We start from the raw sequence: 26,409 nt of genomic DNA, 5'->3' as shown, positions 1-26,409 counted from the left end.
ATCGCGATAACTCAAATTGTTACGCTCGCTCGATTTTCCCTAAAAAACGGCGTAGACTACAAATAGAGATTTATTCTGTAGTCAAAGCTACAGTTTGCCAAATATTATTATGGTAGAAGCATCAGTACTACCCTTAGAGGCTTCTTCTCCTGCACACATTTGCCCCTTCGATCAAGCGTGTAGTTATTTAGAGCAGGCAGCCAAAGAATTACAACTCGACCCAGGCTTATTAGCTGTTCTTAGCCATCCCCGCAAAGTTGTGACGATTTCAGTTCCCGTAAAATTGGATAGCGGTGAAGTGCAAGTCCTGGCAGGACATCGAGTGCAGCACAGTGATGTTTTAGGACCCTACAAAGGCGGAATTCGCTATCACCCAGCAGTAACGCTGCGCGAAGTATCAGCCCTGGCAATGCTGATGACATGGAAATGCGCGCTGCTAGGAATTCCTTACGGCGGTGCTAAGGGAGGAATTGCGTTAGATCCAACTCGTTATAGTATTGGAGAGTTAGAGCGAATTACGCGTCGCTATACGAGCGAACTCATCAAGGATATTGGTCCAGAAGTAGACATTCCTGCACCTGATATGGGAACTTCTGCCCGCGAAATGGCATGGATCATGGATACCTACTCGGTGAATGTCGGTCATGCGGTTCCTGGAGTTGTCACGGGTAAACCTATTTCAATTGGTGGTTCGAGAGGACGCGAACAGGCGACAGGACGGGGAGTGACGATCGTCGTGCGGGAAGCTTTGGCAGCGCGCGGTAAATCGCTAGTAGGAGCAACAATTGCCATTCAGGGATTTGGTAATGTTGGTAGCGCCGCAGCATTGTTACTTCACGAAGCTGGAGCGAAGATCATTGCAGTCTCAACAGGTTCCGGTGGTATCTTTTCGGAAAAAGGTTTAGATATTCCGGCGTTGAAAAATTATGCCGCAGTAAACCGCAAGCAAATTTCTGGATTTGGACAAGGAGAAGCAATTACCAATGCGGAATTATTAACTTTACCCTGCGATGTATTGATTCCGGCGGCACTAGAAAACCAAATTACCGAAGAAAATGCGCACCAAATTCAAGCGTCAATTGTGGCAGAAGCAGCAAATGCACCTGTTACGCTGGTAGCCCACAAGGAATTAGAAGCGCGGGGCGTCACTGTTTTGCCAGATATCTTGACGAATGCTGGGGGAGTTGTTGTCAGTTACCTTGAGTGGGTGCAAGGACTTTCTTACTTATTCTGGGACGAACAGCGCGTCAATCGAGAAATGGAAGCATTGATGGTTAATGCTTATCAGCAAGTGATTAAACAGTCGCAGAAGCGACAAGTTCCATTACGGTTAGCTGCGTATACTTTAGGCGTGGGTCGTATTGCTCAAGCCCTGAGCGATCGCGGTCTATATCCTTAGTAATAAAAAATACATAGATGGTTGTGAGTTATTCCAAGCAGTCAGTGATTTCTTCTGCTACTCATCAATTTGCCACGAATCTTTGGTCAGTTCTTCATCCACAATTCGCTTGGGACGAAGGATGAGAACAACTCGACCAAGTAGCGATGTATCAGTAGCACTATCGAACCACTGAAATTCAAGTTGTCCTGATTGTTCAACAACAAAGTAGCTATTTGCATCCCATTCGCGTTGCGAACGATCCACAAGGACTAAAACTTGTTCTTTGCTACTGTCAGTTTGATTTGGCAAGCGATCGCTCGTACACAAAATTGCAACAGGATCTGTAGTTCCTAAAACAACCTGCCATCCTGGTATTGGTACCCACGCCTGTTCTCCAGCAAACTTGACCATACGAAACGGTTCCATTTCTTCAGCAAAAGGAACTGCTTTAAAGTCATCTACCTTAAGAGGCATTTCACCAACAACAGGTACAAGACGCGGTAATTCTTCCTCAGCTTCGAGACGGTAAAACGGTAAACGTGGCGCAGGGCGCTTCGAGACAGCCGTAAAATCGACTAGTAGTTGCTCAATTTGTTCTCTAGCAGTTGCAGTATGCGCAAATCTTAAGCCTTTAGCAATAAGACGCGATCGCTCTTGTAAATCATTTTTTTGCCGCGCGAGTTTCCAACACTGATACGCAACCGCATCCCCTGGATGATTGGAAAAGCCTGCGGGTAATGTCCGAAATCGCGAAAATTCTTTAACGGCTTTAGCAACTTCTTTCGCTTCGTCCGCATCAAGGCGGTGCAATAAAATCAACTCAGCAGCAGCAGCACGTTCAGCTTGAGTTAACAAGCGCAGTTCATATAATACATCACTACCCCGCTGGGCATAATGCGATCGCACTTCGGGCGGTGCTTCAGCTTTCTCAATAGAATCATACACTTGCGCGCCCACAATTACTTGATTTTGCTGCACTGGCTCGAATCCCGTTGCTTCAAAAATTGCTTGGGAATTATAACCAGACTTTTGTAACCTGGCACAAGCTTTGCCCCATCCTACCCAATTGCCTTGCTTTTGCCGTAGCGATCGCAACAATTCCTCAATCACTTCTGGAGATTCCCCACCACCATTAGCAGGATTCGCCGGTAATTCAGTCATAATCTCAGCAACTCGTTAAGCACAAATCCTATTTTAATGTGAAGAGTGTAGAGGAAGCAGAGGAAGCAGAGGTGCAGAGGAAGCAGAGGAGAAATACTACAATAAAATTCTTTTGCACTAACCACTAGTCACTCCTTATGACTTCAACTCAAATCCGCGACATTTTCGACCGTATTGCCCCAGTTTATGACCAAATGAACGATTGGCTGAGTTTAGGGCAGCATCGCATTTGGAAGCAAATGACCGTTAAATGGAGTCGTGCAAAAGCTGGAGACACTTGTCTTGATTTATGCTGTGGAAGTGGCGATTTGACATTACGGCTGAGTCGTGTCGTAGGAACCACAGGTCAAGTTTATGGCGTGGATTTTTCACCGCAGTTACTGGCGATCGCCCAACAACGTTCGCAACAATACCCTGCTGCCATTACCTGGATAGAAGCCGACGTTTTGAAGTTACCCTTCGCGGATAATTTCTTTGATGCAGCGACAATGGGCTACGGATTGCGTAATGTTATCGATATTCCGCTTTGCCTTCAAGAGTTACACCGCGTACTCAAACCTGGTGCCACAGCTGCTATTTTGGACTTTCATCGCCCTAGTAATTCGCAAATGCGAGCGTTTCAACAGTGGTATCTCGATACATTAGTTGTTCCACTCGCGCATCAACTTGGCTTAAGCGAAGAGTACGCTTACATCAGCCCTAGTTTAGAGCGATTTCCTACCGGTCAAGAACAACTCAAATTAGCTCAAGATGCAGGCTTTACCAAAGCCACACACTACCCCATTGCTAGCGGTATGATGGGAGTATTGACAATCACAAAACCTTAGATTTATGTGCAGCATCGTCTTTGCCAAAATCTAAGACCTGAAATTCTTATCGGTTCGCACTCTTGGACTGGTCTAACCTTTGGTTTTATGCAGCACCTCCTGTACTCGGAGGAATTATTGGCTATTTTACGAACGACATAGCCATTAAGATGCTCTTTCGTCCCTACCGAGCAATCTATATCGGTCGAAATCGTTTACCGTTTACCCCAGGTTTAATTCCGCGCAACCAAGAACGGTTAGCAAAGCGGGTTGCAGACACAATTATGGGGTCCCTGCTGACGCCAGAAGAATTGCAAAATTTAGCACGGCGCTTACTGCAACCCGAACGCGTGCAGGCTGGTATTTTGTGGCTGCTACGATTAGCCTTAGATCAAATTCGCCTTGACAAAGAGCAGAAAACTGCAAAAATTACGGCAAATATCCTCAAAGATTTGCTTGGTCAATCTTTACCACGTTTACTCAAAGTTTTAGCGCGACGCGAAGATTTTTTAGAAGCGCAAACGAATCAGATTTTCGATCAAGTACTCCTTGAGTTTCAACTGAGCGACGAACAAGCGACTAAACTCGCAGACTGGTTATTACAAGTTGTTTTACCACCCGACGTGATTCGTCAGCTTTTAGTTGACTTTCTCACCGATCGCACAATTCAAACGATTGATGAAGGCTTTCGCGAAAAAGCCAGCGGAACTTACTGGGTTGTTGCTAATTTATTCGGTTTACGTAATACCTTAACGCGCCTCAGAAGTTACTGCTTAGACGAAAGAGAAGCCGCAAACGATCGCATCCAAGAATTAACTCGCTCATTAGACGTTCGTAACCGCCTCAAAACTTGGTTAAAAAATCTGTCTTTACAAAACTTACCTGTCTCGACAGTACGCCAGCTACGCAAAACGATCCGCGATACGATTCGCAGCTATTTACAAACGCGTGGCGGTGAAGTTCTGCAAGGCTTAAGCGATTCGCTTGATTGGGAAAACATTGCGAGTCTCCTGTTAAACCGTCTGCGTAATTCAGCAGCAGTAACGACTTCGCTCGATGTTGTCAGCAAAGAACTGGCATTAATTTTAGAACGCTACCTAGAACGCGATTTAGAAAATATTGTGGCGCAGGCAATTCCAATTTTGTCAATCGATCAAGTGATTGTTGATCGTGTTAAATCAACTTCCGCAGCGGATCTCGAAACCGCAGTCGAAGGAATTGTTAAAAATGAACTACAAGCAATTGTTAATTTAGGTGGAGTTTTAGGATTTGTCGTCGGTTCGCTACAAACCCTATTTTTGATCTTGCGTAATTTCTAGTCCTTAGCTAGGCGCAACCGCGTAGCGCACAAGTTGTCCGAGGCGTTGGCGGAGAGTTTCTAATCCTAAGCGATCGCTTGCAGAAATATACACCGCTTGCGGAAATTCTTCTTGCGCGACGGCTAACGTATCACTATCAACGCGATCGACTTTGTTCAAAGCAATCAGCATGGGTCCTGGAGTTATAGGCATTTCCGACAAAATACTCATCACTGACCGAATTTGACTTTGCCATGCTGGATGCGAAAGATCGACAACATGAAGTAACGCGTCGGCTTCTGTCACTTCTTCAAGCGTGGCGCGAAATGCATCCATGAGTGACGCTGGAAGTTCGTGGATAAAACCCACCGTATCTGTTAATACTATGGCTTGCGGTTCTCCACCCACATCGGGAACTACCAAACGGCGTGTCGTTGGATCAAGCGTTGCAAATAACTGATCCGCTGTGTAAACTTCCGCATTAGTTAGTGCATTGAGTAGTGTAGACTTTCCCGCGTTCGTATAACCAACGATCGCCACTGAAGGAACTTCGCGATGTTGGCGCTGTTGTCGCAGACGCGATCGATGCGCTTGTAGCTGATTGACTTCTTCTTGTAATCTCGCAATCCGTCTGGCGATCGCGCGGCGTTCGGTTTCTAGTTTTGTTTCACCAGGTCCGCGAGTTCCAATTCCACCACCAAGTCGCGACATTGCTTGACCCCGTCCCGTTAGTCGCGGCAGCATATATTCAAGCTGGGCAAGTTCGACTTGTAATTTACCTGCACGCGTGCGAGCGCGTTGGGCAAAAATGTCTAAAATCACCTCTGTGCGGTCAACAACGCGAATTCCGATTTGCGTTTCTAAGTTGCGGACTTGCGCGGGTGAAAGATCGCGGTCAAAGACAATTAAGTTAGCACCCAGCGTTTGTGCAGTTAAAGCAATTTCTTGCACTTTTCCTTCACCAACGGCGGTTTGCGGATGCGGACGCGATCGCTTTTGGCGGAATGTTTGTAAAACTTCTCCCCCAGCGGTATCAACTAATCGCGCTAATTCGTCGAGCGTATCTTGAAACGCTTGTGGTGTCAGATCGTCAGTTTGGACTCCCACAATGAGTACGCGATCGCGGTCGCTATCTACCTGCGTCGCAACGTATTCGCGCCGAAATTCAGCTTCGAGTCCTTCAATTAAATCAAGAAAATCCTGATTACTCAGAACATCTAAACTGAGCGGTTGTGACACACTCCAACTCGCTAGCGGTGAAGTGCGCGTCTGCTGTGTATCAGTTTCTGTTTCTTCGGTACTAGGAACCAAATGCGCCAGATAAGTTTCTTTAACATAGCCTGTTGCTCCACCCCCACGACGTTGAAATCCTGATCCTGTGATGTTGAGTACCGCTAGAACATCTAATCTTTGCAGCGCCATTGCAGTTAACGCCGCTTCGCTGGGTGGTTCAGATTTGAGTTGCGTAGCAATGCAGCGAATACCACTAAGACGTTCTGCGCCATAGCGTGGTAGTTCTAGTGGTGGAATTTGAGTTTGACGTGGCGTACCAACCCCTACACGAATCACTTGTCCCCGACGATTTACATAGGCGCACACCGGTTGGTTAATTTCGGTGCTAATTGCTGCCAACCGCTGGGCAAATTCTGGTGTCGTCGGGCGATCGCCTGGTAGGCGTTGTTGATACAGCCGTTGTAGTTGCTTAATCTGGCTGGATTTTAATCCTTGAAGATTACCGTAAATAGTCTCGATAGGCACCTTCGACCAATATTTGGTCTTCTGAATTCACTACATCTATTTTATCGCGCTGTTTTCACGTTGTTGAACTCAAGTTAGTAACAATACTTGAACGGTGGTTAGAGATCATTCCTATTGGCATTGCTTTTACGAACACATAGATTATACAAGTGAAACGCAATCAAGCTCACAGATAATATAGGGCTAGGGTAATAAGCTGCGTGCCATCATAGTACTTAAGTGGCAACAGTTACTACTAGATTGGGTCGATAATCAGCTTTCACTTCATAGACGTAATTCTGATTGGTTTGTCTTAGAGACTAAAACAAGCTCTAACGCTGTATAGAACTATGGAAGAGTTATTAGAACTTAAGAATTTAATTTTGAAGGGTGAAAGCGCAGCAGCTTTACTACTGGTAGAAGAACTTGAAGAAATAAGTTGCGATGACAAAATTAATAATATTCGTTCTCATGCCAAAGTTTTGTTACATCACTTGATCAAAAAGCAAGCCGAAAACCGTTCTACAAAATCGTGGGAAGTGTCAATTCGTAATGGCGTGCGGGAAATTAAGGAAAAGAACAAGCGCCGCAAGTCAGGAGGCTATTATCTAACTAAAGACGATTTGCAATCTATTCTACGCAACGCACTAGATAGTGCAATTGACACGGCATCACTTGAAGTTAGTCAAGGAAAATATGAGCCAGAAGAATTAGCAGCCTTAATTGACTCGTCGAAGCTTTTAAATGACGCTTTATTACTAATAGTTGAAGATTAATATCAAACGCTTGACTTTAAAATAGCTGAGTCAGTCTGTATAAAACCACAAAGCAAATTTCATTCTTTTTGCTATACTCCTGCTATAATTTTAAACAGACTGATCGGTCTTTAATTTAGATGTCAAAAGCTCAACAAACCAAAACACGTATTATCGAGCAAGCAGCGGCTCTATTTAACCAGCAAGGGTATGCAGGGTCTTCGATGTCAGACATAATGCGTGTTACAGGTTTACAAAAAGGAGGCATTTATAATCACTTCCGCAGCAAAGATGAGCTAGCTCTAGCAGCATTTGACTTCGCAGCCAGTCGCATACAGCAGAAATTTACGGGTGCTTTGAAAGGAAAACGTCATGCGGTGGATCGCTTAATTGCAATTCTCAGTGTTTATGAGCATATGTTGAACGACCCACCCGTCCAGGGCGGTTGTCCAATCCTCAATACAGCGGTAGAGAGTGATGATGCTCATCCAGCTTTACGCGAACGGGCGCAACATGCCATGGATGCGTGGCGCAGTTTGATTCATCGCATTGTCGATAAAGGTGTTATGCGTGGTGAATTGCGTGCAGATGTCAATTCTGATACTATTGCTACGATTTTGATTGCAACCATTGAGGGAGGGGTAATGCTCAGCAAGTTGTATGGCGATGCTTCTTATTTAGAACGTGCCCTAAACCATCTTAAAACTTATATTCAAAACCAACTAGCAGCACTCATCTAAATTTTTTTTGCACTATAACAAACCGATCGGTCTTTTTATTGCTCTCATTGTGAGAAATAGTTCTTATGCTCAAGCTTTACTATGCCCGTCCTTCCGCTTATGCTCGTCCTGTATGGTTAGCTCTGCTAGAAAAGCAACTTCCTTTTGAATTAATTTCAGTTGATTTAAGCGGCGAACAATTTGAACCTGAATTTCTCGCCTTGAATCCTTTTAGCCATGTCCCAGTTTTGGTTGATGGTGATTTTCGCGTGATTGAATCGTTAGCCATTCTAGATTATCTAGAAGCACGGTATCCTGAGCAATCGCTGCTTCCGACTGATGCGATCGCTTTAGCAAAGGTTCGGATGGTGCAAATGGTTACGCTCAATGAATTACTACCTGCGGTGTTCAGATTACTCGTTCGCGATGAGAACTCAGTAGAGTTGGAGTATGCTCAGCTACGGGCAATTAATACATTGAATTATTTTGAAGCTTTATTGGAGGACTCCCCTTACTTTGCTGGCGAACAGCTGACACTAGCAGAAATTGTCGCTGGAACACTCGTTCATAGAATGCCTGATCTAGGCATTGCTTTGACCAAATACCCTAACTTGAATCGTTGGTCTGATCGTTTATTAGCTCGACCTACTTGGCAACAGATTGAATTGAGTCCACAAGAGTGGAGTAGCTTCAAACGTCGGATGCGAGTGATACCAAAAATTTGGCAGCGCCGTCGCCATCAACGGATAAACGCGCTGTCTCAGCAGTAGATGCAATAGAAGTGTCAGCAGTTCTACCAGTCGATCGAGCAGGCTGAAGAATCAAAAAGCTGCTGAAGCCATATTTCTCCAAGATTGCACTGCTGTTTGTAAATGTTGCGGTAGCCATTTGCCATACTGGGGATAAATTGGCAAGCGTGGTATGAGTTGCCATCCGGCTGATTTTAATATTTGTAATAAATTCTCGCAAGTCAGATGTGGATAATCTGGATTGACTTCATCTTTTGGTCCAATACCGCCTAAATCTCTTGCTCCTGCTTTAATACAAGCAAGTAACCAGTTGGGATCTGAAACTAAATTTGGTGGAATTTGAATTGTAATTTCTGCGGGTAGAATTTCTCTAGCTTTTGCAATTACTTGCGGTAACTGCTGCGGTTCAAAGCCTGGTGCGTCCCATATTTGTTGATTTCCTGGGCTGTAAGGTTGCAGAATGACTTCTTGGATATGACCATAACGAGTGTGTAATTGCGCGATCGCCTCCAACGTCTCCCACCAATCATCTTGTGTTTCGCCAATTCCCAGAAGTAAACCTGTTGTAAACGGAATCTGTAATTCTCCTGCCCAAACGAGTTGTTGTAATCTTAGTTCTGGTATCTTACTCGGTGCATGGCGATGAACTGTATTTAATAACGCAGGCGTTAGTTGCTCTAGCATTAAACCCATCGATACATTTACGGTTTTAAGCTGTTGCATTTCTACAAAACTTAGAGGCCCTACGTTTGTATGTGGCAAAAAACCCAGTGCGATCGCCAGTTCGCATAACCCATAAATTAACTGTAGCCATGATTCACGCCTTGATGAATGCGGATGAACCTCGCCACTTAAAATGAGAATCTCACAAACGTTTTGATTCTGCAATTCTTTGAGGATTTTTTCGGCTGTAGAGAGGGTTATCCAGGGTGCTTTACCTGGTTCTACGCGAAAATTGCAATAATCACAGCGATTAAAGCACTCATAGGTAGGCACTAAGGTGTAGGCAGGACTATACGTAACAACGCCGGACATTACTTCGCTCTGCTAGAACTCACTTAATTCTAAAAAATTTTTAAAATCCTTTACAAATCGCAACAAATAGCTTAAGGTATTAATTGTAGGGAACAACACCTACAAAATCATAAGCAAAACAAAAGCAATCATAAAAGTATGACAACAACGCTACAAAGACGCGAAAGCGCCGGATTGTGGGAGCGGTTTTGCAACTGGGTAACATCAACCGATAACCGTCTATACGTAGGCTGGTTCGGCGTATTGATGATCCCGACATTACTAGCAGCAACAACCTGCTTCATCATTGCATTTATCGCCGCCCCCCCCGTAGACATCGACGGCATTAGAGAACCAGTAGCAGGGTCATTAATCTACGGCAACAACATCATCACCGGAGCAGTCGTTCCGTCGTCAAACGCAATTGGGTTACACTTCTACCCAATCTGGGAAGCAGCATCATTAGATGAGTGGCTATACAACGGTGGACCATACCAATTAGTCATCTTCCACTTTTTGATCGGCGTATTCTGCTACATGGGACGCGAGTGGGAATTATCCTACCGTTTAGGAATGCGGCCATGGATTGCCGTAGCCTACTCAGCACCAGTAGCAGCAGCAACCGCAGTCTTCTTGATCTACCCAATCGGACAAGGTTCATTCAGCGATGGCATGCCCCTCGGCATCAGCGGCACATTCAACTTCATGTTAGTGTTCCAAGCCGAGCACAACATCCTGATGCACCCATTCCACCAGTTAGGAGTAGCAGGCGTATTCGGTGGTGCACTCTTCAGTGCGATGCACGGTTCACTCGTGACCAGTTCGTTAGTGCGTGAAACAACCGAAAGCGAAAGCCAAAACTACGGCTACAAATTCGGACAAGAAGAAGAGACATACAACATCGTAGCGGCACACGGCTACTTTGGACGCTTAATCTTCCAATACGCTTCGTTCAACAACAGCCGTTCGTTGCACTTCTTCTTAGCCGCATGGCCAGTGATTGGCATCTGGTTCACCTCGTTGGGCATTAGCACAATGGCGTTCAACCTCAACGGGTTCAACTTCAACCAGTCGGTGATTGACTCGCAAGGTCGCGTCATCGGTACCTGGGCAGACGTCCTCAACCGTGCGAACTTGGGTATGGAAGTCATGCACGAGCGTAATGCTCATAACTTCCCTCTCGACTTGGCTGCTGGTGAAGCGACTCCTGTTGCTTTAACTGCTCCGAGCATCAATGGCTAAACTTTAGCTCAAAGCCATTTAGAAGCGCCTCCCTCGCGGGGGCGCTTTTTGCTGTGTCTATATAACGAGTTTCATGTAACAAACGCTAGTAAAACTTAATATAAATAAATTGATTTATAGCAAAATCCATGTAAATACTAAAAAGTAAGAGTCAGTAACTTCCTAAAAATTCTACTCTCGCCTTAAGGAAGTGAATCGCATAGCATTTGGTGTGAGGAGTCGCAACGATAAAAAAGTACTGTACCTGACTCTGAGGCGAAAGAGTATAGCAACACAACGATTAGAAAACAAAACGCTTTTTAAACTCTCGCAAAATTAATTAACCATTATTTCTCTCAATAGAACCATGACGACAACACTACAGCGACGCGAAAGCGGGAATCTGTGGGAGCGGTTCTGCGATTGGGTCACTAGCACGGAGAATCGATTGTACGTAGGCTGGTTTGGCGTATTGATGATTCCGTGTTTGTTAACCGCTACCATTTGTTTCATCATTGCCTTTATTGCCGCTCCACCTGTTGATATTGATGGTATTCGCGAACCTGTTTCCGGTTCTTTGCTTTACGGAAACAACATTATTACTGGCGCTGTTGTTCCTTCTTCTAATGCGATCGGCTTGCATTTCTATCCTATTTGGGAAGCAGCTTCGTTGGATGAATGGCTATACAACGGTGGACCCTACGAACTCATCGTTTTTCATTTTCTCATTGGTATTTTTTGCTGGCTAGGTCGGCAGTGGGAACTAAGCTACCGCTTGGGGATGCGTCCCTGGATTTGTGTAGCGTACTCTGCACCTGTCGCTGCGGCAACTTCTGTATTCTTGATTTACCCGATTGGGCAAGGTAGTTTCTCTGACGGTATGCCTTTGGGTATCTCTGGTACGTTCAACTTTATGCTTGTGTTCCAAGCCGAGCATAACATCTTAATGCACCCCTTCCATCAGTTGGGCGTAGCGGCGGTGTTTGGCGGTGCGTTGTTCTGTGCAATGCACGGTTCGTTAGTCACTTCCTCGCTGATTCGGGAAACGACCGAAATCGAATCGCAAAATTTGGGTTATAAGTTTGGGCAAGAAGCAGAAACTTACAGCATTGTCGCAGCGCATGGCTACTTTGGACGGTTGATTTGGCAGTATGCGAGTTTTAATAATTCGCGATCGCTCCACTTTTTCTTAGGAGCATGGCCAGTCATTGGCATCTGGTTCACCTCGTTGGGCATCAGCACAATGGCGTTCAACCTCAACGGGTTCAACTTTAACCAATCGGTGATTGACTCGCAAGGTCGTGTTGTTGCAACCTGGGCGGATGTCTTAAACCGCGCCAACTTGGGAATCGAAGTAATGCACGAACGCAATGCGCACAACTTCCCGCTAGATTTGGCTACGGGTACACCTGTTCCTGTCGCTTTTACGGCACCCACAATTAGTGGTTAATCACTCGTAAATCTACATACCTGATTTAGCGCCCTCTTGAAGAGAGCGCTTTTTGTGGTGTATGTAGTATGGAGGTCAGGGACAAAGGGTAGTTGGCTAATTGCTTGCAGTCTACATCTTGACGTTCTACTAAACGCTTATACCGCTGATGCTGTTTAGACTGTGGCGGGTGAGGCAGTTGCAGCGCGGTTTTCGATTAATTGCAACATTTGTTCGGCGACGCCTGCGGCGGAAGCGGGGTTTTGTCCTGTGACGAGGCGATCGCTTTTCACAACGTGTGCTTCAAATTTGGGTGCTTTCGTAAATTCTGCGCCTCTTTCTTTCAATGTTGATTCGAGTAAAAATGGCACGGCTTCAGTCAGTTCCACTGCGGCTTCTTCTTCGTTTGTGAACCCAGACACGGTTTTACCTTTGATGAGATACTCGCCATTCGCAAGCTTGATATTGAGTAGTCCCGCAGGTCCGTGACAAACGGCACCGACAACACCGCCTTGTTCATAAATGTTTGCCGCGATTTGGGCAAGTTGTTCATTGTTAGGAAAATCCCACATTGTCCCATGACCACCTGCATAAAAAATAGCGTCGTATTGAGTCGGATCGACTTGCGACGGTTGCAGCGTGTTTTCAACTTGTTTTACCTTGTCAGGGTCATCTAGAAATGCTTTGTTGATAGGATCTTCAAGTTGCACGCCGTCCATCGGTGCTTTTCCACCTTTGGGGCTAACAAAGTCAACGTCGTAGCCTGCGCGCGTGAAGACATCGTAAGGATGCGTCACCTCAGAAAGATAAAAGCCTGTCTTTTTCCCTGTATTGCCAAGTTCCTCATGGCTAGTGACCGCAATTAGAATTCTTTTATTCGTCATCGTAATTTTCCTCTAAAACCGTTTATTTCTTAACTGATTGCAATAGGTAAGCCTATTAGTAGACTGGTCTACTACTTTGCAATACATCTTCAGCAAAATCGAACTTTCAACGCTTGAGAACGACATCAAACATCACACTCATGAAAGTTTGTAGAGGGGCAGGGCTTTTAGTGACTTTCATCTGTTGTAATGCGCCTTCCCAACTGTTTAAGCAGAAATCAGCGAGAATATGTACGTCTAAATCGGGTGAGAGTTCTCCGATAGCTTGGGCTTGCTGTAAACAATCAATGTAGCGATCGCGCCATTCGGCAAAAATCGCCTCTAAGCGCAAACGGAACCTTTCATTTTGGTCCGCTAACTCTTGACCAAGATTACCTAATAAACAACCTTCACGACATTGTAACGACGCAAATTCTTCGTATTTTGCTTCAAAATAGCGCTGCAAGCGAGTTAAAGGAGAAATTGTCTCATCTTTAAGATACTTGTCCAAAAATCGGTTGTGTTCGCGGGCATCATTTTCAATAATCTCTAATCCAAAGTCCTCCTTGCTTTTAAAGTAATAGTAAAACGAACCTTTGGGTACTCCTGTTGCTTGCAAGACTTCCTGTATCCCAGTGTGGTTGTATCCCTTTTCTTTAAGAAAGCGCGCACCTGTCTTGAGAAGAGCGATTTTTGTCGTATCTTTGCCCATACCTTTATAATAGACCGGTCGTCTATAAAAATCAAGTCATATTTTTACGTTTAGAACTATTGTGTATTCAACGATAACAGCGCAAGACGTCCGGAGAAAAATATGATAGGACTCGCTCTTAATTACAAGGCGGCACCCAGATTCGAACTGGGGGATAAAGGTTTTGCAGACCTCTGCCTTACCACTTGGCTATGCCGCCAAAACTATCAGCCGATAACAAGATTGCTGCTATAGTCACTTATCTTTAACTATGTTACAGGCAGCGCACAATTTTCATTAAATTAATATAGCACTAATAGCAACAGATCGCGTGCGTGGCATCTCGATTCAAAGTTATCTTGCCGATGATTTGTGACTGAGATCACAAATAAACTCGTTAAAGATCGCAAATTATCTTTACGTTTACCGCTAGTATAAAGAAGCACTCTAGATTTTGTACATCTTTCCAACTTAACGTTTCAAAAATACAGGAATAGTCTGTACCTAGGAAGTTGTGCTGTAACTTGCTCTGTTATTTTACTTGTACTCAAGATGAAATATGTTGCTGTTAGAGATACAGCAGTTGTGGACAAAACTCGGCGTCTGTAAAAATGAATCATCCCTTATCTATCGCTCAAGTTACAGACATCCATCTGTTTGCAGATGAGAAGCAAGAGTTACTGGGAATTAATACAACACAATCGTTTCAAGCGGTTGTTGAACGGCTGCTGTGTTTACAAAATCAAATAGACTTGCTATTGGTTACAGGAGATTTATCACAAGATGGAACAGCTGCATCTTATGAGCGTTTGCAGCACTTACTGAGTCTGCTTGCCAAGCCTACTTATTGGATAGCTGGCAATCATGACGACTTTGCAGTAATGCAACAAATCTTAAATCAGGTGTATATTTTTCCACAAAAGGAATTTACCCAAGGCGGGTGGAACTTTGTTTTAATCAACTCGGCAGTACCTGGCTACGTTCATGGTCGCCTTTCAGAAACAACCCTAGCTTGGTTAGATTGGCACTTAGCCAGTCGAAGAACACAGCCGACTTTGATAGCGCTACATCATCCACCCTTTGCCGTCAATTCTCATTGGCTCGATCGCAGTACACTAGAAAACTCAGATGAGTTTTTTGCCATTTTGGATCGCCATCCACAAGTCAAGTTAGTTTTGTTTGGTCACATTCATCAAGAATTTCATTGCCAGAGAAACGGCGTACATTACCTAGGTAGTCCCGCGACTTCAGTTCAATTTGAACCACAAAGTGCGCACTTTGCTTTAAAACCAGAACACCCAGGGTTTCGACTCGTTCAGCTTTATCCTAATGGTAGGTGGCTAACTCAAGTCGAGCGTGTAGCTTGTAACGAATATATTTTGGATTTAGCAGCAACTGGATATTGAATGAGGTAAAAACCAGAATAAAGCACACCTTGAAGTGAGCCAATTGGTGTGTCGCGTTTGTTGCGATTGACTGCGATTGTAAATAGAAAATGGGATTTGAGGAAATGCCGAATCAATGCTGTCCCCTCCTCCCACTCTCTCTTTATGCTTTTGTGTTCTACACTTTCACTTCATCAGCAAAACTGTTCCAACGAACAAAGTGAAACGGTCCAGCAACAGAACCCCAAACGTGTTCGTCGGTTTCTGGATCGCGCCCTCGATCAAGGCTGATAAATCGTTCTTGATCGATCTCGAATTCGCTATCTAAATAGGTTTTTTTGTCTTTACGCACGACAATACAACCCTTTCCTGGTTCCACACTGCCTTTAAAGCTAGTTCCTGTCCATTCGACAAGCATATTACATCCAGGCAATTTCTCCAAACGTTCTAATGTAATTGCGTTCAGGCGTTGAGGTTCGCGAGATGCACCGTAAAATTGCTGTTCATCTTTGATTAAGTAATTCTCAATCGTAATGCGATCGCCGGCGTTAACTAATTTCAACACGCGCACGCGATAGGGGTTATTCAGCATATAATCATACGCCTGTTCCACATAAAAGCTGACTCCAGAAAGAGTTTCTAGGGGAAGAGGACGCATACAAACGCGAATATGCGCAAAAAAAGGCGGATTTTCAAAAGCTTGTGCTTGATTGCTGAAATCTGCTGCCATCCACCGCGCTAAAGTAGCGATATCTGTAGAATGAGTCATTTGAACGGTATTTGTTAAGGATAATGTTGTTTGTGATACTCTTTCGAGTATTTTAAAACTCACAGCTACCTATTTTTTGGAGACATTTTGGCAAACAACTCGTCAAAGAATGAGTTATTCGTCAATAGTGGGTAGTGAATTTTACGGCTATCTAAAGATGCACAATCGCAATAATGCTTATTTTTCTAGGATGTTCCGACGATACAGCAATGTTGTCGCTACGGCGACGCTTTCCTTATGCTTATGTTGTAGTTCAATTGCACTAGCACAAAGCGAGGAATCTCTACCAGATGAGTTTCCACCAAATCCACTAGAAATCACAACACCAGATCCACTACTACCGAGTCAGCCGTTAAGTCCGCAAGCACGCCAAAACTTAGCAGCAGCGTTGGATCAACTCAACGTGCAAGCGCAAGCGCGATTAGCAGCGGGGGATAGTGTAGGTGCGTTTGAGATTTGGAACCGCGAATTACGACTAAGGCGGGCGTTGGGTACTCTAGCTGAAGTGCAAGCACTAGGAAGAGTCGGGGCGATCGCTTGGAGTGAAAATGAACGTACCCAAGTTCAAATTATTACGCAGAGACTGCAAACGATTCAACAACAAGTACAATCGCAGCCGACAACTGATTTAACGTTACTACGATCGCTTGCTTACGCATATCAGCAAGTGCGATCGCCACAACAAGCAATAGAAGTTTATAATCAAATTCTTGCGCTTGAGCGGCAGCAAAATGCCGCAGCAGCAGAAAATACTTTAAGGACAATCGCAGAATTACACTTAAGCTGGTTTGACTATCCGCAAGCGGCTAAGAGTTATCAAGAGTTACTCGCTTTAGCAAATTCGCGCGGCGATCGCGTCGGTGAAGTGACTTATCTACAACAGCTAGCTTACATTTACGACCGCGCCCGACAACCTCAACAAGCACTCGTAGTTAAACAGCGACTTGCCGAACTTTATCTTAATGAGTCACAATTTACGCAAGTACCAGCAATTCGACTGGCGATCGCGGCTGACTATCAAGCATTAGGTCAAACTCAACAAGCATTTCAAAATTATCAAGAAGCTTATGCTTCGGCTTGGTCTCTACAACAATATGCGCGTGCTGGTGACGCTTTGCGAAGATTGATTTTACTATACCGCACTCAAGGTCAGATTAATGAAGCTTTACAAGCAAGTCAAATACTGTTAGAAGCAGACCAACGTGCTGCCAATTTCTACGGTTTGATGAATACTTATGACCAAATAGGGCAGATTCATTTACAAAACGGTAATCCCAGTGCGGCGCTTTCAGCTTTTGAGCAAGGACTTGCGATCGCTCAACAATTGCAGTATCAACAGCCTTACTTTACGCAACAGATTCAACAGATTCAACAGAATTTAGCTCAATAAATGTTGATTAACCAAGCTATCAAAATAAATTAGCACCATAAAGCTTGGCTCCTCTGAAATCAGTCCCTGCTATTGTCGCACCATCCATATCAACTTTATAAAGCTTGGCGTCACGAAGGTTAGCACCTGTTAAATTAACTTCGTTCATGCTTGCACCAGTGGCAAAAGCTTTAAACAAGTTTGCCTGTTGCAAGTTAGCACCTGTCAAATCTGCACCTTCTAAGTTAGCGTCAATTAAGCTTGCGCCTTCTAAGTTTGCATTTCGCAGATCAGCACCAATTAAGTGCGCGCCATTTAGATTAGCACCTGCTAGATCGCAGCCCATACACTCACGCGTTTCAATTAATTGACGTACGTGCGCGGGATTTTCTGCGCGTACCGGAGTCGCTATGCACACAGTACTTAATAAAGCTGTGGTAGCAAAAATCTCCAGTTTCATAATCTTTACCTCAAAAGTCGTTAAAAAGCTTATGACGTTAGTATCTCCTGTATAAAATGTATTGCCCTCTTACGTGTGGGAGAAGCACTAGACGGAGATTTTCGTACGGAGAGACTAAGCTTCAATCTAGAGTGACTTACTAAAGGTACATATTGGCTGGATTAGGAATCTACCAAAAGTATGAATTTGTACGGAAAAGTCAATGTGTTCTTGAAGATAGTAACGGCACTGCTCCCAAGTATCCAGCTATTTATTACCGATAGTATAAGACAGTCATGCAGGCACTGCTTTCTAGTGCTTTCTCTCGTCATAGCAAGAAGCACAGCATTAAAGATTCCTCATCAAAAAATTCCAGCGATTTAATGCGAATCCTCGGTTTTTTCGTACTTGCTCGCTCAAGACACTTTGACTGATGATTACTAATATTACCTAGAGAGACTTGACATAGGGAAATCAATTACACAAAGATAACCAGAGATAATGAATAATCACGAAAAGCAGCTTACCTAAAGTCTTACTCGTTTTAGACTGTTTCTATTTACTGTGGTAAATGCTTGATTAGCTACCAAGGAGTTTAAATATATGTGGTGTAGATGGAGTACAACGATCGCAGCTGTTACTTTTGGCGTGACAGCTGGCTTAGTAAGTTATGAAATGACTTCTGTTGCGCAGCAACGATACTACTATACGCCAGGAGAGTTTCGCGTCACTTTACGAGGATTAGGATACGATATTCCCGAAGAGGGACCTTTAACGGATGAGGCTACACGCAATGCAATTCGCGACTTTCAGCAACGATATGGCTTAGCAATTGATGGTGTAGCAGGTCCACAAACACAAAGTACCGCAGCAGAGTTGATACGAAATCTGCATGGCAGTTTGAACTTAGTTGTTGAGCCTGTTCCGCCACTACCACGAAACCAATTTTACACAACACTTACAGAGTCAGCAGTCGAGCAGTTTCAAGAACGCTACAACCTGCCAACAACTGGAATTGCTAACTTAGAAACTCGGATTCGACTCGACCAAGAAGCAAGAAGAGTTCTCAGCGGCGAAGAACCAGCGCCAGCGCCATCACCTTCGCCATCTCCATCACCAACGCCGACGACTTCACCGTCACCCACACCGACAGTTTCACCGTCTCCATCACCAACGCCGACGACTTCACCGTCACCCACACCGACAGTTTCACCATCCCCATCACCAACGCCGACAGTTTCACCATCCCCGTCACCCACACCGACAGTTTCACCATTCCCGTCACCGACGCCAACGACTTCGCCATCTCCGTTTACGTCACCGACGCCGACGACTTCACCTTCGCCTATACCAACGATTTCTCCTTCGCCATCGCCAACACCGTAAGTGCTGTGATGTAATCAACTTGTTGGCACTTATTCTGCTGGATCGGGTAATGGTCTTCCTTGAGGACTGGGTAATCTGGGACGGCGATCGCCATAGGGCATGGGTATGTACTGCACGCTAGGACGTCCGCCCTGTGGTTGTGGATACAACTCCATTAAGTTGTAAATTGATCGGGGCAGCCCTACAGTAATGGGTAGCCCCATTTCTGTTGCTTCTTCTACAGTCACAGGATAGTCGTGGGTAACGCGCCCTGTCGTTAAGGCATCAACGATTTTTTCAATGTTTTCGGGGTCAATTTTTTGCTTGGGAACATCATCTTTTAACAAAGTACGCACAAAGCGCTGTACTTGGGCGATCGCTTTACGCGACAGATCAGCCATAATCAAGGTCTGATCTTCAACCTCACCAATTGGTTTATCTTCCACGACTTTCAGAATGCTAGCAGCGGGAAAGTTACCGAGTTGCGGATCGACAGGTCCCAAAACCGCGTTGGCATCCATGACAATTTCATCGGATGCTAGTGCAAGCATCGTACCACCACTCATTGCGTAGTGGGGAATGAACACCGTAACTTTAGCAGGATGGCGAATCAACGCTCTGGCGATTTGCTCAGTTGCCAATACTAATCCCCCTGGCGTATGTAAAATCAAATCAATAGGTACATTCGGCGGCGTTAGGCGAATTGCGCGGAGAACTTGTTCAGAGTCTTCAATACTGATATAGCGCGAGATCGGGATTCCAAGTAGACTTAAAGACTCCTGCCGGTGAATCAGTAAAATAACTCTACTATTACGCCCGCGCTCAAATTCTTGTAATGCCCGAATTCGGCGCGCTTCCATCTGACGGCGTTGCCATACAGGTTGCAGCGACGAGAGAAATAGAAAAACCCAAAATAAGTCAAAGAAACTAAAGCCCATAAAAGTATTAGCTGATGAAATACTATTCTCTGTACTTGTTTCAATTTACTAGAAAGAGAATGGTTTCAAATAAAGAGAAACTGAAGTCTATCCATAGAGTGAGAAGCATAGTATTAATTAATACAAAATAAGTATGAAAGTATTGGTTACGGGCAGTGAGGGAATGATTGGAACTGTCGTCGTGGAAGTTTTGCAGGATGATGGAAATGAAGTAGTCGGGTTTGATATTGTAAATGGTCAGGACATTCTTAAACCGGATCAACTTCAAACTGTTATTCAAGGATGCGACGCCGTTATTCATTTAGCTGCATCGCTTGGTTTTGCAGAAGATACGGCAAATGACATCATGGCTGTCAATCTTCTCGGCACATGGCACGTTCTCACGGCAGCAGCAGAAGCACAAGTTAAACGCGTGGTGTTTTTCAGCAGCGTTGATGCGCTGGGCGTATTCAAGGGCGAAAGGAAGCCTGATTATTTACCACTCGATGACGCTCATCCCTGTTACCCAGCAACTCCTTACGCGATCTCTAAACGACTTGGTGAAGAAATGTGTCGGTTCTGGACAGACGGCACTGGCATTCCAACTATTTGTCTCAGACCGCCTGGCGTTTTTGACGCAGCAACTTATGATTTCATTATTTCCAACCGGAACGCCAATCCTGATTTCGAGTGGAATCCGTTTTGGGAATATGGCGCATTTCTTGATGTGCGTGATGCAGCAGAAGCGGCAAAGTGCGCATTATCCTGTCCTTTTTCTGGTCACGTTACTTTGTTATTGTGCGCGGACGACATTTCTTCAGCTTCTCGAACCAGTCGTGAAATGGCTCAATCGCTTCATCCTGATGTTGAGTGGCGCGGTGGACAGGAATACGACCAACAACCTTACAAAGCGCTGATCAATAGCGATCGCGCCAAAGAAGTTCTAAATTGGATGCCGCGTTACAAGTGGCGACTGTAAGACACTAACACTAGCTTGATAACGCACTTTGTTCTTTTGGGCAATCTCAATCAAGATCGCCCAGTTTCTTTTTATACAACTGACGTTAACTTTAGTCTCGCGCAATACCTTCTTGACGCGCGGCGCGTTGTACTGCGTTAGCGACTGCGGTAGCGACTCGTCGATCGAATACTGAAGGAATAATGTGTTCGCGGTGAAGTTCGGCTGGTGATACAAGTTCAGCGATCGCGTGTGCAGCTTCTAAATACATTGTGGTTGTAATTGTTGCGGCTCGACAATCCAAAGCACCACGAAACACACCAGGAAAAGCTAAAACATTATTAATTTGATTTGGATAGTCACTGCGCCCTGTTGCCATGACAGCAACATCGTTTGTTACCAATTCTGGTTGAATTTCAGGAATCGGATTTGCCATTGCAAACACAATCGGATCGTGCGCCATCGAACGCACCATTTCTGGTGTGACAACACCAGGGGCGCTGACACCAATAAAAACATCTGCATCCTTAAGCGCATCTGCTAAGGAACCGTTTTGTTCTACCGCAAATTCGCGCTTTTGTTCAGTCATGTCGGCGCGTTGTAGCGACAGAATGCCTTTAGAATCGCACATCAAGATTGTTTCTGCTCCAGCTTTACGCAGTAAACGCGCGATCGCTACTCCCGCCGCACCCGCACCATTGATTACAATACGGATTTCATTCATTGATTTATCTACTAACTTAAGCGAATTAATCAACGCCGCCAAAGTCACAATTGCGGTTCCGTGCTGATCGTCATGAAATATCGGAATATCTAATTCTTGGCGCAGTCGAGTTTCAATTTCAAAGCAACGCGGTGCGGCAATATCTTCTAAATTGACTCCTCCAAAGACTGGCGCAATTTGTTTGACAGTTTCGACAATCGTGTCGGTGTCTTGACTTGTCAAGCAGATGGGAAACGCGTCAAGTCCCGCAAATTCTTTAAATAGCATTGCTTTACCTTCCATAACAGGTAAAGCCGCAGCGGGACCTAGATTACCTAAGCCTAATACTGCGCTGCCGTCTGTAACAATCGCTACAGTATTTTGTTTAATTGTTAAGTGATAAACTTGTTCGGGGTCTTGCGCGATCGCCGTACAAATACGACCTACTCCTGGCGTATACGCCATTGCTAAATCGGACACACTTTTTAAAGCAATTTTACTCGTAATGCTGATTTTCCCGCCACGATGCAAATTGAATGTGCGATCGTAAACATCCATCACCTTGATATCAGGTAAGGCTTTCACCGCTTGGGCGATTGTTTCGGCGTGTTCGGTACTCGCTGCATCAACGGTGATATCGCGGATGGAAATATGGCGTGTTTGTTCGATTAAATCGATTTGACCGAGATTACCACCACTATTGGCGATCGCGTGTGTCACACTCGCCAGCATACCTACGCGATTTGGAATCTGCAACCGCAGCGTCAAACTAAAGCTCGAATTTGGAGTTAGGTTTATCATGTGTTCTGTACGCGATTTTCCTGTAAATCAACTGGCATAGTCCAGTTCACCTCAAATTGCCATATCTTGGCGATCTAAATAGTATGATTTAATTCAACTTTCTGAAAAATGACTGGGTTGACAGTTGACAGTTGATAGTTGACAGTCTATGAGCATCTATAGTGTCCTAACTCTAGTAATTATCCCTTCTGAGGAATGACGTTCCGCATTCCACCTTTGCTGCTGACAGCATCGCCTTTGTAGCGAGGAATGATATGAATACTGGTATGCATCATATTTTGTCCTGCGTCTCGATTGACATTGATTCCTACGTTAAAACCGTCAGGCGCAAATTCTTTGTTAAGAATTTCTTGGACTTTATTTACCATCAGCCAGCAAGCAGCTTGTTCTTTAAATGGTAGCTGAAAATAGTTACTCACATGACGTTTGGGAATAACTAACGCATGACCTTTATTTGCAGGATAGCCGTCGAATATAGCATAAGCAGTTGCAGATTCAGTGATAAATTTTAAGCATTTATGTGGATTGCAAAATAAGCAATTATGATTTCTTGTTCTTTGAAGATTGTAATGACAGTATTCGTATATTTCGCAAGACTCATCTAAATTAATTGATTTGAAAGGAAGTTTAACAATACATTGATAGGTTTGCTTTTTATGAACATAGTGTTCGCGAAAACCTTCTTTTTTTAAATCTCTTCTAACAGCATAATAAGCTTTCCCGCCTGGTTTTAATAAGTGCGAAACTTCCATCAGAATATTTGCTTGTTCTTCAGGAAACAAAACATTGAGTACGTAAAAGCAGAGGATTGTATCAAATTTTTCTTGAGGATAGTTTGGGAAATAATAAGAGTCATAGCCTGTAATATCAAAGCCTTTTTGTCGCAATAGCTTAACATCATTACCAAAACCGCAACCAAAATCTAAGATTTTACCCTTGAGCAGATTATTGTTTAATAAAAACTTGGCAGGAAACGATAAATAGGTTCTTTCTATGGCTGTAAGATGGCTATATTTATTTTTTTGTTGCCGCATCGAATTTTATTGTTTGACTCTCCTCGCTGCTTAGCGGTTGAAACCGCAGCTACACAAACGAAACCTATCTTCATAGGTTTCTACAGATGATAAGTTTTTTATTAGTCCACGCACCGTCTGGACATTGTTTGTGAAGCCGCGACTAAAGTCGCTAGGCTTATTGTCGAATTCACGATAGGTTAATATTAATTTCCTGAAACGACCGAAACCAACCGCGAAACTACCGACTACTAGAATACGTACAAGCTAATAAATGAGATTCTTACACCGACAATCCTTCTAGCGTACCCGTACCAGAAATAACTTCACCGATCGCATACGCAGCAATATCGTGCGAGTTAAACCAGGCGATCGCTTGCTCAACTTGATTAGGTGGTACTAGCACAACAAATCCAATACCCATATTAAAAGTATTAAACATAGCGGTGGGAGCTACTGAGCCTGCTGCGGCTAGCCATTCAAATACTGGTGGAATAACCCAGCCATCTAAATCGATTTGAATTGATTGATTTTCACCCAAGCAGCGCGGGAGATTTTCTGGTAAACCACCACCAGTAATATGCGCCATTCCGTGAATGTCTAATCCAGCTTTCAGGGCTGCGAGTACAGGCTTTACGTAAATTCGCGTAGGTGTCAAGAAAACTTCGCCTAAAGTTTTACCTGCAAAAATTTGCGGGCGATCGCTCCAAGAATACTCGCACGTATCGATAATTTTACGCACCAAACTAAAGCCATTACTATGAACGCCATCGCTAGCTAAACCAATCGCAACATCACCCACTTGCACTTGAGAACCGTTGAGCATTTGGCTTTTCTCCACGATCCCGACGCAGAATCCTGCTAAATCGTACTCACCCGCTTGATAGAAACCTGGCATTTCTGCGGTTTCTCCTCCTAGCAATGCACAACCTGCAATTTGACATCCACGGCTAATTCCGGCGACGACTTGCGTTAATTGTTCTTGATTTAACTTTCCTGTAGCTACGTAGTCGAGAAAAAACAACGGTTCTGCGCCTACAGTCAAAACATCATTGACGCACATTGCGACTAAATCAATGCCTACAGTGCGGTGATTGTTGAGTGTAAAAGCTAACTTCAGCTTTGTTCCTACACCGTCAGTACCAGAAACTAAAACAGGTTCTTTATATCCTCCTGGCAAGGCAAAACCGCCACTAAACCCGCCAAATCCCCCCATAACTTCTGGACGATAGGTGCTTTGCACAAGACTGCGGATTTGCTCAACAAAGGCTCTACCCGCCTCGACATCCACACCTGCTTCGCGATAATCCATGCCAAGATACCTACAATTTTGCGATCGCTGTCGGATGTATTTTACTCTTCAGAGCGGTGTAGGGCGCAAAGTCCTTTTCGGTGAGTGGCGTGAGAATATATTTAAAACTTTAAATTACTAAATTTTATGATTATATCAAATAATGCATGATTTTTATTACAGTTTCTTATATGTTAGACGCTTTTAAATGTAAATTAATGTTAAGTTTTGTTACAAAAACTGGTTGGATATCAATCAAGCAAACGTAGTGAGAGACAGGGTTTGTGTTGTGCAACACGTTTCTCAGTTTTGTTCAAAATTCAGATTTTCTGTTGCATCACTGATCCCCAATCCAAAAAGTTCATGGTAGTCTGTTGCAGTTGTGAGACACGAAGTGAAAACATAACGAGTTTGAGTTATTGGATTCAAAATTAACTTTTGACCAAATCCAGATCTCAGATTGAAAGTGCAATTTACAACGAGCGCATGAATAAAAAACTTTTGTGGACGACTACTGTTGCCTTGCTAACCACTGCTGTAGGCATACCGCTATCTAGCCACGCAGAATCAACACCTGCGACTGAACCGTCAGCAGTCAACCAATCGGTAACTCCAACAATCACACCAAAGACAACCAATGCTGTGAAAGTGGGTGAGTATCAGTCCCCAACAAGACAATCAGACTCGGTAGTTGCTCGGATTCAGCCGCATCAACTAGCAGGGCGTCAAGCAGCAACACTCTACGTCAAAAATATTCCCGTTTTGACCTTTCTCGATAACGAAACAGCGAATAGTCCTAAAACAAACGCACCGACTAAAGTCGCAACAAATATCACCCAAGAAAATTTAACTAAAGAAGCAGAAGCTAATAGTGCAGTGCGACGCGCCACAAAAGTCGCCGCAAAAATTAATCAATTACACTTGAACGGCGTAGACGCTAGCAAAATCACAGCAAAATGGAAAGCTGAGGAACAAGCGGGCGCAACGACAAAAAACACTGCACAAGTTGAAGGCGATCGCTATGCGATTCATCTCAACAACGAAGAACTTGTTGAAATCAACTCGCTGACTCGGCTTCCCGATCAAACCCAAGATTTAGGCGAAGACGCTTTACAAGCAACAAATCGCTTGCGAAGATTACTTGGTAACGCACCTCCCTTGCAAGAAGTGACTGGGAAACCTGCACCCAAGCCCGTTGCTGTTGCACCGCAAACAAGCGCGCCCAAGCAAACAAAGCAAAATGTAGGCGCAATTCTGAGTGGGATAGCGTCTTGGTATGGTCCTGGCTTTCATGGTAATCGTAGTGCAAGCGGCGAAAGGTTTAACCAAAACGCTATGACAGCCGCGCATCGTAGTTTGCCTTTCGGAACAAAAGTGCGTGTAACCAATAGAAGAAACGGTCGCTCTGTCATTGTCCGAATCAACGATCGCGGTCCATTTACCGGAGGGAGAATTATTGACCTATCAGCAGGCGCAGCGCGGGTTTTAGGAGTCCTTAACTCTGGGACTGCACCCGTACAGCTAGAAATACTTGGTAGGTAATAGCAGGGGTCAGAGGTCAGGGATCGGGAGTCA

At 44.4% G+C, this 26,409-nt stretch carries 24 protein-coding genes and 1 tRNA gene; 13 read left to right on the top strand and 12 right to left on the bottom strand.

Features of this window, described 5'->3' with window-relative positions; all coding sequences use genetic code 11:
* Positions 1-109 precede the first annotated feature (109 nt).
* Positions 110-1,399 (top strand): Glu/Leu/Phe/Val dehydrogenase, encoded by a 1,290-nt coding sequence (locus tag GLO7428_RS07845; protein ID WP_015188031.1) that lies wholly within the window; start codon positions 110-112, stop codon positions 1,397-1,399.
* 57 nt (positions 1,400-1,456) lie between these two features.
* Here the strand turns inward: GLO7428_RS07845 and GLO7428_RS07840 are convergent, their stop codons facing one another.
* The gene (locus GLO7428_RS07840) at positions 1,457-2,542 is read right to left on the bottom strand and encodes a RuBisCO accumulation factor 1 (RefSeq protein ID WP_015188030.1); all 1,086 of its coding nucleotides are present in this window, start codon (positions 2,540-2,542) and stop codon (positions 1,457-1,459) included.
* A gap of 137 nt (positions 2,543-2,679) precedes the next feature.
* Here GLO7428_RS07840 and ubiE point away from each other — a divergent pair, with 137 nt between their 5' ends.
* The gene (gene ubiE, locus GLO7428_RS07835; RefSeq protein WP_015188029.1) at positions 2,680-3,369 is read left to right on the top strand and encodes a bifunctional demethylmenaquinone methyltransferase/2-methoxy-6-polyprenyl-1,4-benzoquinol methylase UbiE; all 690 of its coding nucleotides are present in this window, start codon (positions 2,680-2,682) and stop codon (positions 3,367-3,369) included.
* Between the two features lie 62 nt (positions 3,370-3,431).
* Complete coding sequence (locus GLO7428_RS07830) at positions 3,432-4,667, top strand: DUF445 domain-containing protein (RefSeq protein WP_015188028.1); 1,236 nt, start codon at positions 3,432-3,434, stop codon at positions 4,665-4,667.
* A gap of 3 nt (positions 4,668-4,670) precedes the next feature.
* Here the strand turns inward: GLO7428_RS07830 and hflX are convergent, their stop codons facing one another.
* Positions 4,671-6,404: a GTPase HflX gene (hflX, locus tag GLO7428_RS07825; protein ID WP_015188027.1), complete on the bottom strand. Its 1,734-nt coding sequence runs from the start codon at positions 6,402-6,404 to the stop codon at positions 4,671-4,673.
* A 329-nt stretch (positions 6,405-6,733) separates the two neighbouring features.
* Between hflX and GLO7428_RS07820 the strand changes: the two genes are divergently transcribed.
* The 3 genes from GLO7428_RS07820 to GLO7428_RS07810 all read left to right on the top strand — a co-directional run bounded on the left by GLO7428_RS07820 (position 6,734) and on the right by GLO7428_RS07810 (position 8,627).
* Positions 6,734-7,159, top strand: coding sequence for a DUF29 family protein (locus tag GLO7428_RS07820; protein WP_015188026.1), 426 nt, complete (start codon positions 6,734-6,736; stop codon positions 7,157-7,159).
* Between the two features lie 119 nt (positions 7,160-7,278).
* Positions 7,279-7,878, top strand: coding sequence for a TetR/AcrR family transcriptional regulator (locus GLO7428_RS07815; protein ID WP_015188025.1), 600 nt, complete (start codon positions 7,279-7,281; stop codon positions 7,876-7,878).
* 65 nt (positions 7,879-7,943) lie between these two features.
* Positions 7,944-8,627 carry a glutathione S-transferase family protein gene (locus GLO7428_RS07810; protein WP_015188024.1) on the top strand — a complete coding sequence of 228 codons (684 nt, stop codon included), beginning with the start codon at positions 7,944-7,946 and terminating at the stop codon, positions 8,625-8,627.
* Between the two features lie 51 nt (positions 8,628-8,678).
* Here GLO7428_RS07810 and cofG read toward each other — a convergent pair whose 3' ends face one another.
* Positions 8,679-9,641 carry a 7,8-didemethyl-8-hydroxy-5-deazariboflavin synthase subunit CofG gene (cofG, locus tag GLO7428_RS07805; RefSeq protein WP_015188023.1) on the bottom strand — a complete coding sequence of 321 codons (963 nt, stop codon included), beginning with the start codon at positions 9,639-9,641 and terminating at the stop codon, positions 8,679-8,681.
* Positions 9,642-9,779: 138 nt separating this feature from the next.
* On the opposite strand from cofG, the gene psbA (GLO7428_RS07800) reads away from it, so the two are divergent.
* Positions 9,780-10,862 (top strand): photosystem II q(b) protein, encoded by a 1,083-nt coding sequence (gene psbA, locus GLO7428_RS07800; protein ID WP_015188022.1) that lies wholly within the window; start codon positions 9,780-9,782, stop codon positions 10,860-10,862.
* A gap of 346 nt (positions 10,863-11,208) precedes the next feature.
* On the top strand, positions 11,209-12,291 hold the full coding sequence (gene psbA, locus GLO7428_RS07795; protein ID WP_015188021.1) for a photosystem II q(b) protein: 1,083 nt from the start codon (positions 11,209-11,211) through the stop codon (positions 12,289-12,291).
* A 155-nt stretch (positions 12,292-12,446) separates the two neighbouring features.
* Here psbA (GLO7428_RS07795) and GLO7428_RS07790 read toward each other — a convergent pair whose 3' ends face one another.
* The 3 genes from GLO7428_RS07790 to GLO7428_RS07780 all read right to left on the bottom strand — a co-directional run bounded on the left by GLO7428_RS07790 (position 12,447) and on the right by GLO7428_RS07780 (position 14,044).
* Complete coding sequence (locus tag GLO7428_RS07790; RefSeq protein WP_015188020.1) at positions 12,447-13,154, bottom strand: type 1 glutamine amidotransferase domain-containing protein; 708 nt, start codon at positions 13,152-13,154, stop codon at positions 12,447-12,449.
* A 106-nt stretch (positions 13,155-13,260) separates the two neighbouring features.
* Complete coding sequence (locus tag GLO7428_RS07785) at positions 13,261-13,845, bottom strand: TetR/AcrR family transcriptional regulator (protein WP_015188019.1); 585 nt, start codon at positions 13,843-13,845, stop codon at positions 13,261-13,263.
* Positions 13,846-13,972: 127 nt separating this feature from the next.
* A tRNA-Cys gene (locus GLO7428_RS07780) sits at positions 13,973-14,044 on the bottom strand.
* A gap of 391 nt (positions 14,045-14,435) precedes the next feature.
* On the opposite strand from GLO7428_RS07780, the gene cpdA reads away from it, so the two are divergent.
* Positions 14,436-15,230 (top strand): 3',5'-cyclic-AMP phosphodiesterase, encoded by a 795-nt coding sequence (gene cpdA, locus GLO7428_RS07775; RefSeq protein ID WP_015188018.1) that lies wholly within the window; start codon positions 14,436-14,438, stop codon positions 15,228-15,230.
* Between the two features lie 157 nt (positions 15,231-15,387).
* On the opposite strand, the gene GLO7428_RS07770 is transcribed toward cpdA, so the two are convergent.
* Entirely contained in the window at positions 15,388-15,978 is a 591-nt protein-coding gene (locus GLO7428_RS07770) for a chromophore lyase CpcT/CpeT (protein ID WP_041918551.1), read from the bottom strand.
* A 109-nt stretch (positions 15,979-16,087) separates the two neighbouring features.
* On the opposite strand from GLO7428_RS07770, the gene GLO7428_RS07765 reads away from it, so the two are divergent.
* The gene (locus tag GLO7428_RS07765; protein ID WP_015188016.1) at positions 16,088-17,368 is read left to right on the top strand and encodes a lipopolysaccharide assembly protein LapB; all 1,281 of its coding nucleotides are present in this window, start codon (positions 16,088-16,090) and stop codon (positions 17,366-17,368) included.
* A 19-nt stretch (positions 17,369-17,387) separates the two neighbouring features.
* Here GLO7428_RS07765 and GLO7428_RS07760 read toward each other — a convergent pair whose 3' ends face one another.
* A complete protein-coding gene (locus GLO7428_RS07760; protein WP_015188015.1) occupies positions 17,388-17,807 on the bottom strand; it encodes a pentapeptide repeat-containing protein in 420 nt (139 codons plus the stop codon).
* Positions 17,808-18,389: 582 nt separating this feature from the next.
* Here GLO7428_RS07760 and GLO7428_RS07755 point away from each other — a divergent pair.
* Positions 18,390-19,172, top strand: coding sequence for a peptidoglycan-binding protein (locus GLO7428_RS07755; RefSeq protein ID WP_015188014.1), 783 nt, complete (start codon positions 18,390-18,392; stop codon positions 19,170-19,172).
* Between the two features lie 29 nt (positions 19,173-19,201).
* Here GLO7428_RS07755 and GLO7428_RS07750 read toward each other — a convergent pair whose 3' ends face one another.
* A complete protein-coding gene (locus GLO7428_RS07750; RefSeq protein WP_015188013.1) occupies positions 19,202-20,089 on the bottom strand; it encodes a hypothetical protein in 888 nt (295 codons plus the stop codon).
* Between the two features lie 133 nt (positions 20,090-20,222).
* Here GLO7428_RS07750 and GLO7428_RS07745 point away from each other — a divergent pair, with 133 nt between their 5' ends.
* Entirely contained in the window at positions 20,223-21,047 is an 825-nt protein-coding gene (locus GLO7428_RS07745) for an NAD(P)-dependent oxidoreductase (RefSeq protein WP_015188012.1), read from the top strand.
* Between the two features lie 91 nt (positions 21,048-21,138).
* Here the strand turns inward: GLO7428_RS07745 and GLO7428_RS07740 are convergent, their stop codons facing one another.
* The 3 genes from GLO7428_RS07740 to purM form a co-directional block, all read right to left on the bottom strand.
* A complete protein-coding gene (locus GLO7428_RS07740; RefSeq protein WP_015188011.1) occupies positions 21,139-22,530 on the bottom strand; it encodes a malic enzyme-like NAD(P)-binding protein in 1,392 nt (463 codons plus the stop codon).
* Between the two features lie 179 nt (positions 22,531-22,709).
* A complete protein-coding gene (locus GLO7428_RS07735; RefSeq protein ID WP_015188010.1) occupies positions 22,710-23,564 on the bottom strand; it encodes a bifunctional class I SAM-dependent methyltransferase/HIT family protein in 855 nt (284 codons plus the stop codon).
* Between the two features lie 262 nt (positions 23,565-23,826).
* On the bottom strand, positions 23,827-24,855 hold the full coding sequence (purM, locus tag GLO7428_RS07730; protein WP_015188009.1) for a phosphoribosylformylglycinamidine cyclo-ligase: 1,029 nt from the start codon (positions 24,853-24,855) through the stop codon (positions 23,827-23,829).
* 465 nt (positions 24,856-25,320) lie between these two features.
* On the opposite strand from purM, the gene GLO7428_RS07725 reads away from it, so the two are divergent.
* A complete protein-coding gene (locus GLO7428_RS07725) occupies positions 25,321-26,376 on the top strand; it encodes a septal ring lytic transglycosylase RlpA family protein (RefSeq protein ID WP_015188008.1) in 1,056 nt (351 codons plus the stop codon).
* The last annotated feature ends 33 nt before the right edge of the window (positions 26,377-26,409 follow it).

The organism is Gloeocapsa sp. PCC 7428 (assembly GCF_000317555.1).
Classification (GTDB): Bacteria; Cyanobacteriota; Cyanobacteriia; order Cyanobacteriales; family Chroococcidiopsidaceae; genus Chroogloeocystis.
This window is presented reverse-complemented; position numbering and strand designations above follow the sequence as displayed.